Source organism: Pseudomonas sp. X10 (genome assembly GCF_054889225.1).
This window is the reverse complement of the sequence record NZ_CM142677.1, coordinates 1239188-1253855: the sequence shown is the minus strand read 5'-3', so window position 1 is coordinate 1253855 and position 14668 is coordinate 1239188. Positions and strand designations below refer to the sequence as shown.

The 14668-nt window shown below is 59.9% G+C and carries 14 protein-coding genes and 1 tRNA gene; 7 read left to right on the top strand and 8 right to left on the bottom strand.

Annotation, left to right across the window (positions count from 1 at the left end; genetic code table 11):
* The first annotated feature begins 1 nt into the window (after position 1).
* Both ACYU03_RS05855 and ACYU03_RS05850 read left to right on the top strand, forming a co-directional pair.
* Positions 2 to 1516 carry a tripartite tricarboxylate transporter permease gene (locus ACYU03_RS05855; protein WP_461888798.1) on the top strand — a complete coding sequence of 505 codons (1515 nt, stop codon included), beginning with the start codon at positions 2 to 4 and terminating at the stop codon, positions 1514 to 1516.
* The gene (locus ACYU03_RS05850; protein ID WP_461888797.1) at positions 1509 to 2570 is read left to right on the top strand and encodes an AbrB family transcriptional regulator; all 1062 of its coding nucleotides are present in this window, start codon (positions 1509 to 1511) and stop codon (positions 2568 to 2570) included. The genes ACYU03_RS05855 and ACYU03_RS05850 overlap by 8 nt, the downstream gene beginning before the upstream one ends.
* Before the next feature lie 195 nt (positions 2571 to 2765).
* On the opposite strand, the gene ung is transcribed toward ACYU03_RS05850, so the two are convergent.
* Positions 2766 to 3461 carry a uracil-DNA glycosylase gene (gene ung / locus ACYU03_RS05845; protein ID WP_461888795.1) on the bottom strand — a complete coding sequence of 232 codons (696 nt, stop codon included), beginning with the start codon at positions 3459 to 3461 and terminating at the stop codon, positions 2766 to 2768.
* Positions 3462 to 3588: 127 nt separating this feature from the next.
* On the opposite strand from ung, the gene ACYU03_RS05840 reads away from it, so the two are divergent.
* On the top strand, positions 3589 to 4695 hold the full coding sequence (locus tag ACYU03_RS05840; RefSeq protein WP_461888793.1) for an enoyl-CoA hydratase/isomerase family protein: 1107 nt from the start codon (positions 3589 to 3591) through the stop codon (positions 4693 to 4695).
* Positions 4696 to 4697: 2 nt separating this feature from the next.
* On the opposite strand, the gene ACYU03_RS05835 is transcribed toward ACYU03_RS05840, so the two are convergent.
* Positions 4698 to 5138 carry a hypothetical protein gene (locus tag ACYU03_RS05835; RefSeq protein WP_461888791.1) on the bottom strand — a complete coding sequence of 147 codons (441 nt, stop codon included), beginning with the start codon at positions 5136 to 5138 and terminating at the stop codon, positions 4698 to 4700.
* 203 nt (positions 5139 to 5341) lie between these two features.
* Here ACYU03_RS05835 and ACYU03_RS05830 point away from each other — a divergent pair, with 203 nt between their 5' ends.
* The 4 genes from ACYU03_RS05830 to ACYU03_RS05815 all read left to right on the top strand — a co-directional run bounded on the left by ACYU03_RS05830 (position 5342) and on the right by ACYU03_RS05815 (position 7746).
* Positions 5342 to 5563, top strand: a complete 222-nt coding sequence (locus tag ACYU03_RS05830; RefSeq protein ID WP_461888789.1) for a cysteine-rich CWC family protein — start codon at positions 5342 to 5344, stop codon at positions 5561 to 5563.
* A gap of 29 nt (positions 5564 to 5592) precedes the next feature.
* Positions 5593 to 6285, top strand: a complete 693-nt coding sequence (locus tag ACYU03_RS05825; RefSeq protein ID WP_461888787.1) for a pseudouridine synthase — start codon at positions 5593 to 5595, stop codon at positions 6283 to 6285.
* Positions 6286 to 6667: 382 nt separating this feature from the next.
* Positions 6668 to 7555 carry an alpha/beta fold hydrolase gene (locus ACYU03_RS05820; RefSeq protein ID WP_461888786.1) on the top strand — a complete coding sequence of 296 codons (888 nt, stop codon included), beginning with the start codon at positions 6668 to 6670 and terminating at the stop codon, positions 7553 to 7555.
* A gap of 117 nt (positions 7556 to 7672) precedes the next feature.
* Positions 7673 to 7746: transfer RNA gene (locus ACYU03_RS05815), tRNA-Gly, on the top strand.
* A 146-nt stretch (positions 7747 to 7892) separates the two neighbouring features.
* Here the strand turns inward: ACYU03_RS05815 and ACYU03_RS05810 are convergent.
* The 6 genes from ACYU03_RS05810 to ACYU03_RS05785 all read right to left on the bottom strand — a co-directional run bounded on the left by ACYU03_RS05810 (position 7893) and on the right by ACYU03_RS05785 (position 14488).
* Positions 7893 to 9263, bottom strand: a complete 1371-nt coding sequence (locus ACYU03_RS05810; RefSeq protein WP_461888784.1) for an OprD family porin — start codon at positions 9261 to 9263, stop codon at positions 7893 to 7895.
* Between the two features lie 214 nt (positions 9264 to 9477).
* Entirely contained in the window at positions 9478 to 11025 is a 1548-nt protein-coding gene (locus ACYU03_RS05805) for an amidase family protein (protein ID WP_461888782.1), read from the bottom strand.
* Positions 11026 to 11217: 192 nt separating this feature from the next.
* Positions 11218 to 12114, bottom strand: coding sequence for a glycine betaine ABC transporter substrate-binding protein (locus tag ACYU03_RS05800; protein WP_461888780.1), 897 nt, complete (start codon positions 12112 to 12114; stop codon positions 11218 to 11220).
* A gap of 33 nt (positions 12115 to 12147) precedes the next feature.
* On the bottom strand, positions 12148 to 12810 hold the full coding sequence (locus tag ACYU03_RS05795; RefSeq protein ID WP_461888778.1) for an ABC transporter permease: 663 nt from the start codon (positions 12808 to 12810) through the stop codon (positions 12148 to 12150).
* On the bottom strand, positions 12810 to 13808 hold the full coding sequence (locus ACYU03_RS05790; RefSeq protein ID WP_461888776.1) for an ABC transporter ATP-binding protein: 999 nt from the start codon (positions 13806 to 13808) through the stop codon (positions 12810 to 12812). Before ACYU03_RS05790 ends, ACYU03_RS05795 begins: the two co-directional genes overlap by 1 nt.
* Positions 13805 to 14488, bottom strand: a complete 684-nt coding sequence (locus ACYU03_RS05785) for an ABC transporter permease (RefSeq protein WP_461888774.1) — start codon at positions 14486 to 14488, stop codon at positions 13805 to 13807. The genes ACYU03_RS05790 and ACYU03_RS05785 overlap by 4 nt, the downstream gene beginning before the upstream one ends.
* Between the last annotated feature and the right edge of the window lie 180 nt (positions 14489 to 14668).

Sequence of the window (14668 nt, the reverse complement as noted above, 5' to 3'; positions counted from 1 at the left end):
CATGGATACCTTGAGCTACCTGGGCCAGGGCTTCGGCGTCGCCCTTAGCCCGTACAACCTGGCCACCGCCCTGGCCGGCACCCTGATCGGCACCGTGGTCGGCCTGCTGCCGGGCCTGGGCCCGATCAATGGCGTGGCGCTGCTGATCCCTATCGCCTTCGCCCTGGGTCTGCCGCCGGAGTCGGCGCTGATCCTGCTGGCAGCGGTCTACCTGGGCTGCGAGTATGGCGGTCGGATCAGTTCGATCCTGCTGAACATCCCCGGCGAAGCCTCCACCGTGATGACCACCCTCGACGGCTACCCCATGGCCCGCCAAGGCCTGGCCGGCGTGGCCCTGTCGCTGTCGGCCTGGAGTTCGTTCATCGGTGCCTTCATCGCCACCTGCGGCATGGTCCTGTTCGCGCCGCTGCTGGCGAAATGGGCGATCGCCTTCGGCCCGGCTGAGTACTTCGTGCTAATGGTCTTCGCCATCGTCTGCCTCGGCGGCATGGCAGGCGACAAGCCACTGAAGACCTTCATCGCCGCACTGATCGGCCTGTTCCTCTCCAGCGTCGGCATCGATGCCAACAGCGGCGTATACCGTTTCACCGGTGACAGCGTGCACTTGGCCGACGGCATCCAGTTCGTGGTACTGGTACTGGGCCTGTTCTCCATCAGCGAGATCCTCCTGCTCCTGGAGAAGACCCACCACGGCCACGAAGCGGTCAAAGCCACTGGGCGCATGCTGTTCAACCTCAAGGAAGCAGCCTCGGTATTCGCCGTCAACATCCGTTGCGGCCTGCTCGGCTTCATCATGGGCGTGCTGCCTGGCGCCGGCGCGACCTTGGCCAGCGCCGTGGCCTACATGACCGAAAAACGCATCGCCGGCACCAAAGGCACCTTCGGCAAGGGCGACAAACGTGGCCTGGCCGCACCGGAAACCGCCATCGGTGCCTCCTGCTGCGGCGCCCTGGTGCCAATGCTGACCCTCGGCGTACCGGGCTCGGGCACCACCGCCGTAATGATCGGCGCCTTGACCCTGTACAACATCACCCCCGGCCCACTGCTGTTCGAACAGCAGCCCGACATCGTCTGGGGCCTGATCGCCTCGCTGTTCATCGCCAACATCATGCTGGTGATCCTGAACATCCCGATGATCCGCATCTTCACCCGCATCCTCGCCGTGCCGAACTGGGCGCTGGTGCCGGTGATCGCCATCATCACCGCGATCGGTGTCTACGCCGTGCACGCCACTACCTTCGACCTGTTCCTCATGGTCGGCATCGGTATCCTCGGCTACATCCTGCGCAAGCTGGACTTCCCACTGTCGCCGATCCTGCTTGGCTTCATCCTCGGCGGTCTGATGGAACAGAACCTGCGCCGTGCCCTGTCGATCTCCAATGGCGAGCTGGGCATCCTCTGGTCGAGCCCGATCAGCATGTCGGTATGGGGCCTGACCCTGTGCATGCTGAGCCTGCCGCTGCTGCGCATCTGGCGCCGACGCGCCCAGCAACGCCGTGCCCTGGCTGATGTCTGAGCGGTCACTGCCACTGTACTGGGCAACCGGGCTGGTCGGCCTTGCAGGCGGGTTTCTCGCCAGCAAGGTAGGCTGGCCGCTGCCCTGGATGGTTGGCTCGTTGCTGTCGATCATCCTGGTGCGCTGCCTGACCCCCTGGCAGCTCACGGAAATCCCCAATGGCCGCAAATGCGGCCAATGGATCATCGGTATCGGCATCGGCCTGCACTTCACCCCGGCGGTGATCGAACAGGTCGCCAGCCACTTCGGCCTGATCTTCTTCGGCGCACTGCTCACTACCCTATCCAGCGTGATCGGTGTCTGGTTGCTGCGGCGCACAGGCGAAGACCGTGCCACGGCGTTCTTCGCCAGCATGCCGGGTGGTTCGGGAGAGATGGTCAACCTCGGCGCGCGCAACGGCGCGGTGCTCAGCCAGGTCGCTGCGGCCCAGAGCCTACGAGTACTGGCAGTGGTGCTGTGCGTGCCGGCGGTGTTCAAGTTCCTTCTCGGCGATGGCGTGCCGCTGAGCCATGCGGGCAGCGTCAGTTGGGGCTGGCTGGCGCTGATCGCACCGCTGGGGGTTGCCTGTGCGCTGCTCTGGCAACGCTTGCATCAACCCAACCCCTGGTTGTTCGGGCCCTTGCTGGTGGCCGCGGTCGCGAGCCTCGCCGGCAACCTGCAGATCGCCCTGCCCGATGGCGCCAGCCAGATCGGCCAATGGCTGATCGGCAGCGGCCTGGCCTGCCACTTCAACCGTGCGTTCTTTCGTCGCGCACCGTCCTTCCTTGGCCGCACCCTGGTGGCCACAGGCCTGAGCATGGTGATCGCGGCCAGCGCGGCCTGGGTGCTCAGTGGCCTGACCTCGCTGGACCTGCGTTCGCTGACCTTGGGCATGATGCCAGGCGGTATTGCCGAGATGAGCCTGACGGCGGAGACCCTACAACTGTCGGTGCCGCTGGTCACGGCCTTGCAGGTGATGCGTCTGTTGTTCGTGTTGTTTCTGGCGGAGCCGTTGTTTCGGCATTGGGTTGGTGGACAGCCTGAGGCCGATAGGGACGGAAAAAAGGGTAATTGAGGGTGGTTTGGCGGTTTGTGGTTGACCCTGACCCTGACCCTGACATCGAGAGCATATCCATTTGCTTTGGTGGCCTTGAGTCACCAAAGCAAATGGATGTTCACCCCACCCGCAACGCCAATACCCCAGTACGAAACAGGCCAATATCACTCGGTCGACGTGAGGTAACGCATCGCCCCAGCCCACCATCAAGCGTCAAGCCAAGGGCGGCAAAGCCCATTCGATAGGCGCAATCCCACGCTGCTGAAGAAAGCTGTTGGTCCGGCTGAAGTGCCCGCAACCAAAGAATCCACGGTAGGCCGACAGCGGCGACGGGTGCACCGACTTGAGGATCAGGTGCTTGGTCCCGTCGATCAGCTTCTGTTTGCTCTGGGCATGCGATCCCCAAAGCAGGAACACGACATCGGACCGCTGCTCGCTGACCACCTGGATGATCCGGTCAGTGAAGATCTGCCAGCCCTTGTTGGCATGGGAGGCCGCATTGCCCCTTTCCACGGTCATGGTGGTGTTGAGCAGCAAGACACCCTGGTCGGCCCAGCTCTGCAGGTAGCCATGGTTGGGGATGCCGATGTTCAGGTCGCGCTGCAGCTCTTTGTAGATGTTTACCAACGATGGCGGTGTGGGAACGCCCGGCTGCACCGAGAAGCACAGGCCGTGGGCCTGCCCCGGGCCGTGGTACGGGTCCTGGCCGAGGATGACCACCTTGACGTTGTCCAGCGGCGTGGAGTTGAGGGCGTTGAAGATCAGGGGCCCAGGTGGGTAGATCTGCTTGCCGGCGGCGTACTCCTGGCGCAGGAATTCACGCAGTTGCTGCATGTAGGGCTGGTCGAACTCGGCGCGCAACGCGGCCTTCCAGCTTGGTTCGAGTTTGATGCGGTCGTCGTCAGTCATGGGGCCATCCGTAAACAATGGCGCGACACTAGGAAAGCTGCTGCGCCTTGTCAATCGATCCGACCGACGACCGGCAGGATTGCAGGGGCAAGCCATACTTGTGCGCATAGCTCCAGCGAGGTTGTCCATGTCTATCCATTGCGAGGTGCACATCGGCGTCGATGGTGCGCGTATCGGCATCGCCACCCTGGATGCACCCAAGGCACTCAATGCCCTGAACCTACGAATGATCGAGGTGCTCGATGAACAGCTACGGGCCTGGGCCAACGACCCAGGCATCGTCTGTGTGCTGTTGCGCGGCAATGGCCCAAAAGCGTTCTGCGCCGGGGGCGATGTACGCAGCCTGGCCCAGGCCTGCCGCGAGAAGCCGGGCGACGTGCCAACGCTGGCCGCACGCTTCTTCGCCGCCGAGTACCGACTCGACTATCACCTGCACACCTTCCCCAAGCCACTGCTGTGCTGGGGCCATGGCCATGTGCTGGGCGGCGGCATGGGGCTGCTGCAAGGTGCCAGTGTGCGCATCGTCACACCAAGCACTCGCCTGGCCATGCCCGAGATCAGCATCGGCCTGTACCCGGATGTCGGCGCCAGTTGGTTCCTCGCCCGTCTGCCCGGCAAACTGGGACTGTTCCTCGGCCTGACCGGCGCGCCGATCAACGCTCGCGATGCCTTGGACCTGGACCTGGCCGACCGGTTTCTCGGCGAACAACAGCAGGACGCCCTGACCGAGGAACTGCTGCAACTGAATTGGCAGGAACAGACGATCCTGCAACTGAACAGTCTGCTCAAGGCGGAACAACACCGCGCCTGCGCCGAGCTGCCGGAGCCGCAATGGCTGCCACGGCGGGCACTGATCGACGAACTGCTGGATGTGGCTGACCCAGTCGCCGCGTGGCGCGCGTTGTCCGGCCTGCGCCGGCACCCCGACCCGCTGCTGGCCGAGGCCGGGCAACGCCTGCATGAGGGCAGCCCGCTGACTGCGCGCCTGGTCTGGGAACAGATCCGCCGGGCGCGCTACCTGTCGCTGGCCCAGGTGTTCCAGATGGAATACGCGATGAGCCTGAATTGCTGCCGCCACCCCGAGTTCAGCGAAGGCGTGCGCGCCCGCCTGCTGGACAAGGACAACCTGCCGCGCTGGCACTGGCCGGATATCGCCCAGGTGCCCGCAGCGGTGGTCGAGGCGCACTTCAGCAAGGTGTGGGAAGGCCGCCATCCGCTGGCGGACCTGGCCTGACTTCAGCGTTGCCAGTTGCGGTTGGCGGGCCGTCCATCACGGCGCTGGCCGTGCAGGCTGCGATCATCCTGATAGCGGCGATCGTTGCGGTAGTCATGGCGATTGCGGTCACGGCCATAGTCGTAGCGCTGCCGGTCACTGTTGTAGCGATGGTCGTAACGAGGGCCATCCTGCCAATGACGGTTCACCCCAGGCGGCGGATAAGGCTTGTAGTGAGGCACGGGCGCAGGCCGGTAGTAACGGACCGGCGGACTGTAGTAATGGCGTGGCTGGGGTGCGACATAGTAGCCGCGGTTGTAGGGATAGGCCGGCCGGTAGTAACCCGGATAGACATAGCGATCAGCGGTATAGTACTGCGTGCGGTAGTAGCCACTACCGCCGTAGGGAACACAAGCGGTGGTGATCAGGCCCAACAATGCGATCAACAGAATTCGAGGGTGCATGGCGGCCTCCCGGACCGCTTGAGTGCCTGGCCCAGCGGCGCTGGCAGGCGTCGGACAACAAGCGTTCGTCGACACTGAATCAGACCTTCGCCCTGGGGTGCAGTGCCCTTCTTGCAATAAATTGATACAAGGCCCTTTTTCTTTCCGCGCTGTTTTCGCTTTTCCGTCTTCACCCACCAGCACAGAGATGCCCAGATCCGACCATGAATGACACCCAGCACTGCCCCGCCTGTGGCGCCCTCAACCACTGCAGTCTGGCCGATCCGCGCAGCGCCACGCACAGTTGCTGGTGCTATGGCGTGAGTATCGACCCGGCGGTGCTGGAAGCCTTGCCCGCCGAGCTGCGCGACAAGGCCTGCCTGTGCCCGCGCTGCGCCGCCGTCGAAGAGCAGCTCAGGGCAGCGCAAAACCCGCCAGCCCGGTAGACTGCCTCTCCCTTTCAATACATGTCCCTATGCGCCTCGACCGTTTCCTCGGCAATCTGCCCTGCTACAACCGCCAGCAAGTCCGCCTGTTGCTGGTGGAGCGGCGCGTGCATGTGGATGGCCAGGTGGTCGCGGATCCGCGCATGGAAGTGCGAGCGTTCAGCCGCATTGAGGTCGATGGCCAACTGCTGCAAGCCGGGCGCCCTGCGCGCTACCTCATGCTGCACAAGCCCGCCGGCTGCGTCAGCGCCACCCAGGACCCTCAGCACCGCACCGTGCTCGACCTGCTGCCGGCCGACCAGCGCGACGACCTACATATCGCAGGCCGCCTGGACTACAACACCACCGGCCTGATGCTGCTGACCAACGACGGGCAATGGTCGCGCCGCCTGACCCAACCCCGGACCAAGTTGCCCAAAATCTACTACGTGGAAACCGAAGACGAGATCGGCGCGCATTGCATCGACAAATTCCGCGAAGGGTTCTACTTCGCCTTCGAAGACCTGACCACCCTACCCGCCGACCTGACCCTGCTGGGCCCACGCCAGGCACGCTTGTCCATCGTCGAAGGGCGTTACCACCAGGTCAAGCGCATGTTCGGCCACTTCGATAACAAGGTGCTGCGCCTGCACCGGGAGAGCATGGGGCCGCTGGTACTGGACCCACGGCTAGCGCCTGGGGAATTCCGGGCACTGAGCGAAGAAGAGATCGCTGCGGTCTGATGCCTCACTGACTGCCTGCAAAGCGGTCGTCCCCTCAAATACAGGGTCAAGGCATACAGCACCGGCCTACCGCCCAGCGTTTTTTTCAACGAACCCCCTAAATGGCACTTGCAGGTTGGCCAGCCGCCTGCTTGAATCCAAATCGTCAGTCTGCATGTGACTCATCGGTCACGACCGCAGTCCAAGACGCCTTTTTGCCGACTACCCGAGGCCTCGAAGCAGCGGGGTACGGCAGATTGCCCGCCTACAACAATACCCGTCGACCACGCGTACCAAGGATCGACAAAGGGCCCCGGTTCTCTTCTAGGCGTATGCCTACCTGTCATAAAGAACGTGCACCCTAGGTGACGCGAATACCCTTTTTGCGCCAGGAGTCGACGACATGAGGCCAGAAATTGCTGTACTTGATCTACAAGGTCAGTATCGGGTTTACACGGAGTTCCATCGCGCGGATGCCGCTGAGAAGACAATCATCCTGGTCAACGGCTCCCTGGCCACGACGGCCTCCTTTGCCCAAACCGTGCGCAGTCTGCACCCACAGTTCAACGTGGTGCTCTACGATCAGCCCTATGCCGGAAAGTCCAAGCCGCACAACCGCCATGAGCGCCTGCTGACCAAGGAAACCGAGGCACACATCCTCCTGGAGCTGATCGAGCATTTCCACGCCGATCACGTAATGTCCTTTTCCTGGGGAGGGGCCTGTACCCTGCTGGCCTTGGCGCACCAGCCACGGCAGGTGAAGAAGGCCGTGGTCAGCTCCTTCTCACCCGTGATCAACGAACCCATGCGCGATTACCTGGAGCGTGGCAGCCGGTACCTGAGCACCTGCGACCGTTATCAGGTCGGCAACCTGGTCAACGACACCATCGGCAAGCATCTGCCCTCGCTGTTCAAGCGCTTCAACTACCGGCACGTCAGCAGCCTGGACAGCCACGAGTACGCCCAGATGCACTTCCACATCAACCAAGTGCTCAACCATGACCTGGCCAGGGCACTCAAGGGCGCACGCAACATCGATATCCCGGTGCTGTTCGTCAACGGAGACCGCGACGAGTACACCACCGTCGAGGATGCGCGGCAGTTCAAGGAGCATGTGCGCAACAGCCACTTCAGCGAGATCCGCGGTGCCGGTCACTTCCTCGACATGGAGCACAAAGCCGCCTGCGAGGCCACCCGCGAGGCATTCCTGGGTTTCCTCAAGCCGGCTACGGTCCGCGAGTCCCGCCCACGCAACCACTACATGCAGGGCCACCATGCGCTGGCCATCTGATGGGCAAGGCAGCCTGCAGCGTGCCCCGTACCCACGCGCTGCAGGTCACCGACAGGCTTTTTTTGCGCCCAAGGCTTCTCATGGCCAGACGGTTCTGGTAAAAAGTCGGGCTCCGAAGCGGGTATAGTTTATTGGTAAAACTATAGCTTCCCAAGCTATTGAGGAGGGTTCGATTCCCTCTACCCGCTCCACCTCCTCCCCTTGCTCCAGCAAACTTTTCGAGCGCCGTCAGCCATGATCGGCTGCGGTACCCGCTCAATCCATAATATTCCGTGAAAACAGAGCCCTGCCCCAAAGCCCCACCGGCTCAGGCCCTACTGTGCGTGATGGTCATGCCTCAGAACACGTCGATGGGATATTCGGTGATAACCCGAAACTGATCTTGAGTGCCACCAGTACTCGCATCTCCACGGTGCCAGGCCAGGCGCAGGCGTACTGCAAGATCCTTCGCCGGTCCCGACTGAACCACGTACTTCGCTTCGGCATCAGTTTCGAACTCACTGTCATCCGCCCCGTATTTGTTGAGGTACGCGCCGGACTTCACGTTCGTTCCGTCGATGTCTTTGCCATTCAGGTAGCGCAGCATGAACGTCAATCCTGGAACGCCGAAAGCCGCCATGTTGACGTCATAACGCAACTGCCATGATTTCTCGCCTGGGCCATTGAAGTCTGAATACTGGACGGAGTTGGGGAGGTAAATAGATCCTCCAGCGCGTCCTGTATCACCGAATCCGACGTAATCGAAGGGCTGGTCACCATGGATGGATTGATGCGCCAGCGTCAGGGTATGGGCCGAGAACCTGTACGCCACCTGCATGCCTACGGCTGTCGTGTTGATCGTTCCGGCACCGGCCTGGCCGCTGTCTGTGGTGCGATATAGGTTGAAGTCAAAGGCCAGGCCTTGATTCTCGCCCAGCGGCAGGGCGTAGTTGAGGTTCCCGTAATACTGGTCCCAGACATCCTTGAAGCGACTGGCATATAGGCTTGCGCTCAAGCCTTGGCTGAATGCGTACTTGCCGCCGACATAGCTGACCGAAGGTGTCGCGACATGGGCGTACGTCGCCCAGAGTTCGCCATCGCTATTGGTGTTGACCTGATCCGTGCCTGCCGTGAAATGCCCGGCATCCAAGGACAAACGAGCGAAATCATTGCTCACCAGATGCAGGCCTGTAGCGGTTTGAGGAAATAGTCGGCTCGTGCTCTGGGCGAAAACGGGTGCAGTCGGGATCATTTCCCCATAGCGCAAGACCGTTGACCCGAATCGTGCTTTGATAGCGCCACCGGCTCGCCCGTACTCGTCATCCGGATGTCGGTCATCGCCGACCGGAAGATTGCCGGTTCCGCTTCGGCCACTCCCGGCATCGAGCTTCAGGCCCCAGTAGCCAAAAAGATCAACCCCGAACCCCACCGGCCCTGGCGTGAAACCAGATTGGAAAGTAGCCAGAAAAGCCTGGGTCCAGTCGACTTGGTCAGAGCGGTGCTCGCCCTGGCTTGTGTTGTAGTAATAGTTCTTTGCCAACACAGTCAGCGTGCCAAACTTCTCAGGCTCTTCAGCGCCCTGCTGCTCGGCCGCAACCACAAGTGTGGACTGGGAGACTATCAAAGCCCATAAAGACGGCAGAAGGAAAAAAACCTTCACTTTCGATCTGATGGAATGAACCGGACTGGAAACCAGAGCCAAAGCCCCAAGACTTTCAATCAAAACCATGACTACCTCTTTCACGCTTTGTTTATTGTTAATCCGGGCGCAAGAGGAAGCGCCCGAACGTTATCACGCTCAGAGAATTTATTGCCGTTTGCATATAGACGCCCGCACCAGGCGATGACCAAGCCATTGCCCGATTTTGCTTGAGGGCTACACTTGGTACGCAACGTCAAATTGGCTGTGGCACACACCCAGCCCGGGAACTACTCAAACTTTTCTATTTACCAAGAAATGCATAAGCATAACTAACGACACTTGCATCCTCAGCGTACCTCCCTAAAAAAGAAACACCAACGGAGAGCCCTCCGCCTATGTTCCCGGCCGGAACGGTAATTTCAGGAAAGCCGGTGGCCGAAGCAATGTAAGACGCCGCGTAGGTATCGTCGGACTTGCAGATATAACTGTCATCCTTCTGCCCGTGCACTACCGAAGGAGGGCAATTAATCGTGGCAAACATAAGCGTATCGATACCTGGGCTACGCATCAGACGTTGAAGGTCGTCGCGAAGGTCAGGGATCTTTCTGGAGAGAATGGAGATATAGCCTGGCGTATCCGTCTCAGCGCTTCTGGCGATGGCTTCAAGCGCGGCCAAACGCTTGGGATTCATCCTGTATCCGTTTGGCCTGGATTGCTCGGCACTTGCCTGCTCAAGGAACTGCAGCAGCGTCCTGGGCTGTCCGCCAGGCAACGAGGAGAGATAACGCTCAAACTGCGGCTTGAACTCACTATCGCCTACAGGCCCCAGCACCTCCGCCCACAGATTTTCATAGGCCCGGGGCAGTCTGATGCTGATTACCTTCGCGCCTTTTTCCTTGAGTCTTTCCTGAGCCGCCAGGAAGACCTTGTCCACTTCAGGGTTAGCGCCTTCAAAGTTGGACACCACACCGACTGTCTTGCCACTCAACGCATTCGGGCTAAGCGACTTCACGAATTCGATGCGCTCCGAATCAATGTTCTGGGTGGCAGCATCGTTGGGGTCTTGGCCTTTAAGCGCATCGAGAACAATGGCCTGGTCGTAAACGCCCTTCGTGATGACGCCTGGTGTATCAAAGGTGAGGGACAACGGAATGACACCGCTCCGGCTGATCAGGCCCAATGAGGGCCGCAAACCGACGGTTCCCGTCACACTCGCCGGCCCTCGAATCGAACCACTGGTGTCAGACCCCAGGGCAAACGGAGCAAAGCTGGCGGCGACTGCTGCAGCCGAGCCGCTGCTCGAGCCCGAGGCGTCTCGCTTGGTGTTTAAGGGGTTGAGCGTCTGTCCGCCCAGTGAGCTGTAGCCGAACCAGCCAAAGGACGCGGCCAGTTCGGACATGTTCGCTTTACCAAGCAGGATCGCGCCGCTGTCGAGCAAACGCTGGATGGCGAACGCATCCTGTACCGGGATGGAAGCGCGAAGAACGTAGGAGCCTCCACTGGTGACGATACCGCGCGAATCGAAGTTGTCTTTCGCCAGGAAGGGGATGCCCGACAGCGCGCCACGTTTGAATTGAGGGTTGCGCGAACGCTCAGCGTCCCATGCCTTGGCCTGCTGAAGCGCCTGGGCGTTTACGCTGATCACCGCATTAATGTGCTGTCCTTGGCGATTGTTCTTCCGGATATTTTCCTGGAAGTGGCGCACCAGCTGTTCCGAGGTCACCTGTCCATTATCGAGGGATTGACGGAGTTGCAATAGACTCATCGAGTCGATGTCAGCCGTCATTGCCTGTGAATTAACTGCCGCGAGCATTAATACAGCCCCCATGACTCTATGCTTGTAGACCATAGTCAATCCCAACGTTGGTGAAAGCAGGTTACCGGCGCCCTGGTGCCGGGCGCTTGTCCAATAACAAGTCAGCGATACTGAAACCCGAGCACGGGCAGCCCGCACAGAAACGATCGTGAGCCAGCCTTGCGTCTTTCATGCTTCGGCGCTACCGCACCGACTATTCAAGAACCCGACTGTGGAGCTGAAGTCTCAATCACCGTTGGCTACCAGGAGATGATTCTTCGACAGGTATTCACGGGCCACCTTCTCGATGGATTCCCTGCCCACATCCACACGTGAATTCAGCGCTGCCATGATGTCGCTGGTGAGGGTCGCGGACAGCTTGTTGAGCGCTTGAGCGACATCAGGATTCGACTCCAGGAACTTGGTGCGAACCACCGGGGTCAGCGCATAACTCGGGAAAAAGCCTTTGTCGTCGTTGAGGATCACAAATCCAAAGGCTGGTACACGACCATCCGTGGACAACACCAAGGCAATGTCAGCCTGCCCCTCACGAAGTGCCTGGTAGGTCAGGCCGCCATCCATACGGATGATATCGTCACGTTCGAACTTGAACTCGTAGAGATCCTGAAGAGGCCGCAGGCCGTCGGGGCGGGAATAGAACTCGGCGTTCGACGCGAACTTCAAGTGCTCGCCTCCCTGAACGCGACTCGCCAGATCACTCAACGATGCAATACCTTTTGCGGCGGCCTCTTCCTTCCGCATCGCGAAAGCATAGGTATTGTTGGCCCTGGAAGGCTGTAGCCAAGTCAATCCTTTCGCAGCGTCGAGGCTTTTAACTCGCTCGTAGGTTTCCTCTGCATCGAGGCGCTCTTCGACTTTGTTATAAATGATCAGCGATGTACCGGTGTACTCCCAGTAGATATCCACCTGGCCATTCTCCTGCGCAGAGCGCAAAACCGAGGACCCCAGGTCTGGGCGCTTGTCCACTCGATAACCTTGATCGCGGAGCAACTGTGCCGTCATCTCGGCGACCAATTGCTGCTCGGTGAACTTCTTACCCCCCACCACAACCGCTGGCTGGGCGGCCTGCACAGCCCCCAGGAATGCCATCGTAAAAAGCGCGACAAGACCTCGTATGAACATACAGCACCTATTCGTTATAAGTTGTTATCAGGACTATCGCGCCGCCAGTCGCAATCCACGGGATACCGTCGCGTACTGAACGAAGCTGCACAGCAGATCCACTGCAATGGCCAGGCCTGCCGTCGATACAGCGCCGGCGAGCATCATGCCGTAGTTGTTCAAGTCAATCCCGGTGAAGATGAGCTCACCCAAACCACCACCGCCGACCAGAAAGGCGAGCGGCGCCGTGCCTACGTTGATGGCCAGGGCCGTGCGAACACCCGCGAAAATCACGTTGAGCGCATTCGGAATCTCGACCTTGAACAAGGTCTCGCGAGGCGTCATTCCCATCGCTTCGGCGGCCTCGACGAGATGACGCGGTACAGTCCGCAACCCTTCGTAGGTATTCACCGTGATCGGCAACAGTGTGGCGACCCACAACGCGAAAATTGCGGCAGGCCCACCCACGCCCACGAAACTCATGGCCAGGGCGAGCAAGGCGAGCTTGGGTATCGCTTGCCCGACGTTCAGCACCTGCATGACCGCCAACGCATACTTCTGGTTTTTCGGACGGCTCATCCAGATACCGACTGGCAGCGCCACGATCAAAGCCAAGGCACTGCTGACCGCAACGATGTGCATATGCTGGATGGAGAGATAAACGATTTCACTCCAGTAGCCCTGAAGCCATTCCCACATTTGGGCGACATTGTTCATCACTGCACCACCGGCGTCGTATTCTCGACCAAGCGAGCGAGAATGTCCTGCTGGTGCACAAAGCCTACGAACTTGCCGTTCTTGTCATTGCACACGGCCCAGTCGCGTCCTTGGCCCAGCAACTGCGACAACACTTGGCGCAAGTCGTCCGTATGTAGAACGACCAAAGGTGTGAACGAAGAGGCTCCGCCATTGCTACCCACCACCTGCATTTGCTCTTGAGGTGGCGTCTGCCGCGCGATATCACCTGCTCGTAGAAGCCTCAGGCGCTTCATGATGCGATCACCGCCCATGAAGTTGGCGACGAACTCACTCGCCGGGCGGGCCAGCAGGTCATCCGGAGTACCAAACTGCTCGACCCGGCCGGCATTGAACAAGGCCACGCAGTCAGCCATCTTCACCGCTTCATCAATATCATGGCTGACGAAGAGGACAGTCTTGCCCACTTGGCGCTGAATGCGCATGAACTCATCTTGAATGATGTCCCGGTTGATCGGGTCAATGGCCCCGAAAGGCTCGTCCATCAGCATGACGGGAGGGTCGGCAGCCAGTGCGCGAGCGACGCCTACACGTTGCTGCTGGCCTCCAGAAAGTTCGCAAGGAAAGCGTCGAGAGAATGTCGACGGCTCCAATGCAACCACTTCCAGAAGCTCAGCGGCGCGCTTGCGACTCTTGGTCTTATCCCAGCCCAAGAGATCAGGAACGACACAAATGTTGTCTTCCACGGTCATGTTCGGGAAGAGCCCTACCTGCTGAATGACATAGCCGATCGACCGGCGCAACGTCACCGTGTCGAGTTCGGCGGTGTCACGGCCACCGATCAAGATGCGTCCGGAGGTTGGAGAGATCAGCCGGTTGATCATTTTCAGCGTGGTTGTTTTACCGCACCCCGAAGGGCCGAGAAGTACACAGATCTGCCCTTCCTCCACGGTGAAGGAAACATCTTCCACAGCCGTGACAGAGCCGAATTTCTTATTCAAATTATTAATCTGGATCACACTGTGGCTTCCTTCATGCTCGGGTTATTCAGTTTGACAAGCCCTTTCGGAGTCAACACACGCTGCAGGACGGACAAGGCATAATCAGCGGCTACCGCAATGATGCTGATCAATATCGCCCCTGCTAGCAGTTGGCGCGTATCGGTTTGGGAAATGCCACGCACAATTAAACTTCCCAGGCCGCCCGCGCCGATATAAGCGGCGATCGCCGCGATACCAATATTGATAACCGTCGCAACACGCACGCCGGCCATGATCAGCGGGATCGCCAACGGCAGCTCCACCTTCCAAAGTCTCTGCCAGGACGACATGCCCATGCCCCTGGCTGCCTCGCGAAGAGCCGGGTCGACGTTGGAAATAGCTGTGTGGGTATTGCGGATGATGGGGAGCTGGGAATAGAGGAAGAGCGCAATGATCGCAGGCACCACCCCAATCCCCTGCCCGATGATAGAGAGGATGGGGATCATCAGCCCAAAAAGCGCGGCTGAAGGGATCGTCATCAACATCGCCGCAAACGATAGAACCCAACGGCTGGTACGAGGGTGCTGAGAAATGAAGATGCCTACTGGCACACCTGTCAAGATTGCCAGTCCGACGGCCACGAAGACGATAAACAGGTGTTGCCCGAGTAATTGAGCGACAAGCTCAACGTTCGAGAGAATGAAACTCAGCGTTTCCATTTTTATGCCTTTCTCCGCAAGATTCTTGTGATTTCCGGAGTCATCTGGGAGCGGATGCCGGATTGATAGTGACCTTACCCCGCCCTCCTCCTTGGGCTGAGCTTCAGGTTCGACGACCTTTATCAAAAAATCGACATTACGCTGACTGCACCGCTCTGGCGCAGGCCCAGCAGAACCGCG